Here is a 2633-nt window from a genome sequence, read left to right as displayed (position 1 = left end):
CACAATATTTTTTAATGGTGGCCACGGCTGTAACTTGGCTTGATGGAATATTACCAGCTCCTAATCCTGAACAAGGTGGATGCCCCCAGCCAACCCATGAGCAGGGCAGGAAGTAGAGTAAGCACCCGGCGCCTTTTCATGTTTCCATGACAGGTTTCCAAGCACTCCTCCCCGAACCGTACGTACACCTCTCGACGTATACGGCTCTCCATTTATCAATCCAGCTTCCCATTATGCAAGTCAAGGTGGCATTTTGTGCACAGTGCCATAGTTTTGCGATTTCTTTCAATCATTCGCTTTTCCCACCTTTTCTTACCTTTCAGGTCTTTTAGCTTTCTTACATGATGGATTTCTAGGGGCACATTTTCCGCACTACACCATTCACATTTTTCTGCTAAAAGTCGTTTGACTAAACTCGTTCTGTTATAAATGATGTTTCTTTCCGCAGGAATAGAGTCAATGTTATTTGACTTATAGACCTGGTTCTTCTTCTTGAACCCGTCTTTGTAGAAGTACGAAACTCTTTTTCCGCTGATCGTATCGTATCGAACTCCAAAATGACCATTTATGCTAAATTTATGGATGATCTTCTTTACACTGGATTTGTATTTATTGGCAAATGTTTTATACATACTATACTCCATAATGTGTTTAAAGCTGTCCAATTTATAAACATTGTTTGCCAATTGATAGTAGTTATACAGACCTCTAATTTCTGCGTTGTAGATCATCAAAATTTCTAAATCGTCATTTTGTATAAGATGCGCACGATGTGTCGATTTCCATTTTTTTGTTTTCGAGTCGATTTTAAGCGCTCCGTACTCGATCAGCTTATTTCTCCACACTTCGTGCGGCATAAGCAGTTCACAGCTCATTGTTCGAGTACGCTGTTTGTGACCACTGGCTGTATATTTTGCCGTTTTATTGTCGTGACTAATTTTTACATCATATCCAAGAAAACGTGCCCGCTCCCTTGAATGTGTAATCAGCGTTTTTTCTTGAGACAATTCAATTTTCAACTCGCTCTCAAGAAAATTGGTCAAGTCACGTTTTATGATTTGGCAATCCTCTTTACTGCCAATGACCCCTATAAGAAAGTCGTCTGCGTATCTTGTGTATTGCAGCCGTTTGTAGCCATCGTCCATCGGATCTTTATAGGGTAACTCCATCATATGATTTTTAAGTGATTTCACATGAAGTCGTGCCGTTTCTTTTTCTTCTTCGTTCAGCTCAGTCCATTTTTCCCCGTATTTCTTTTTTGCTCGCGAGAGCCTCATTTCACGGGTTCTATATTCACGTAGTCTTTTTCTTGCTTTCCCTTTATCGAACAAGGCTTTATACTTTTCGATAAATCGGTCAAGCTCGTTTAAATAGATGTTTGACAAAATAGGGCTGATTATTCCGCCTTGCGGCGTTCCGCTGTACGTTTTATGGTATTGCCATTCTTCCATATAACCTGCCTTTAGAAACTTCCAGATGAGGTTTATAAATGCCTCGTCCTCAATCTTTCTTTTCAGTATGGCGACAAGCGTATGGTGGTCGATATTATCAAAGAAACCTTTAATATCACCTTCGACGAACCATTTAGCCCCTGTAAATTGTTCCTTTACCTGTGTAAGGGCTGTATGACAGCTTCTTTCCGGACGGAAACCATGGGAACGATCAGAAAAATTCGGCTCATAGATACTTTCCAGTATCATTCTGACAACTTCTTGCAATAACTTATCTTCAAATGACGGAATACCTAATGGACGTTTACCACCGTTTTTCTTTGGGATGTATACCCTTCTTGACGGCTTCGGCTGGTAGCTGTAATCCTTTAAACTTTCTATTAGGTTTTCAATGCGTTTTAGACTCATTCCATCAATGGTAATTTCGTCGACACCTTTGGTCATATTGCCTTCTTTGCTGTATACCTTTGAGTAGGCAATAAGATAAAATTCAGCGTTGTACAGGTTTCTGTATAGCCTGCGGATTTTATAATCATCACGAGTAGCCTGTTTCGCCAGATTGTCTAACACTATGTTTGGACTTCTCATAGAGCCTCACGCTCCTTTCCAATGTTGTGTAAGACAAGATAAACTGCTCTCCTTCGCCATGTAACAGGCTTTCCCTGTCTCGGACTACTACGAGAGCTCCGTTACCATATTGGATATTCAGTACCTTTGTACATAGCCCTGTAGGGCGTTCCAACTTAGGTAATCACCATTTAGCACACATAAGAACAAGCGCATTGTAATGTCGGATGTGACGTTCGCCCTTTTCTTCTTATTGAAGACGGTCAGCCTTAGACCACTTCACAACTGACATGCAATTAATCAGTTGCGTAATCGGAAACGAACCTACAGTTATTTCGTATCCTTTGGCTGTATAGCGTTTATAAATACCTTCCGCTATAGATGGACCATTAATCCCCTCGGACTGTCATTCAGGCAGTTTAGCTTTCATCCTCGTTTACAATTTTTCGTCTTGCCATTCAGTCGTATCGTGGTATTTCGGTAACTTATGGCTTTCCCAGCATGCTACACTCCCCGATATTTGGTTTCCCTCACGGATAAGCTGGGTGACGACAGGTCGTTGTGGCCTAACCTGTTCCTTGCTAGTGGAAATTTCTTATGTGACCTTATGGTCGC

Annotated in this window: 1 protein-coding gene; it reads right to left on the bottom strand. The window is 41.2% G+C overall.

Features of this window, described 5'->3' with window-relative positions:
* Positions 1-215: 215 nt before the first annotated feature.
* Positions 216-2039, bottom strand: coding sequence for a reverse transcriptase/maturase family protein (locus BTO30_RS14755; RefSeq protein WP_075399472.1), 1824 nt, complete (start codon positions 2037-2039; stop codon positions 216-218).
* Between the last annotated feature and the right edge of the window lie 594 nt (positions 2040-2633).

Origin of the sequence: Domibacillus antri, assembly GCF_001936625.1 — a bacterium.
GTDB lineage: Bacteria > Bacillota > Bacilli > Bacillales > Domibacillaceae > Domibacillus > Domibacillus antri.
The sequence above is the reverse complement of the archived record's forward strand: the minus strand, read 5'-3'. Positions and strand labels throughout refer to the sequence as shown.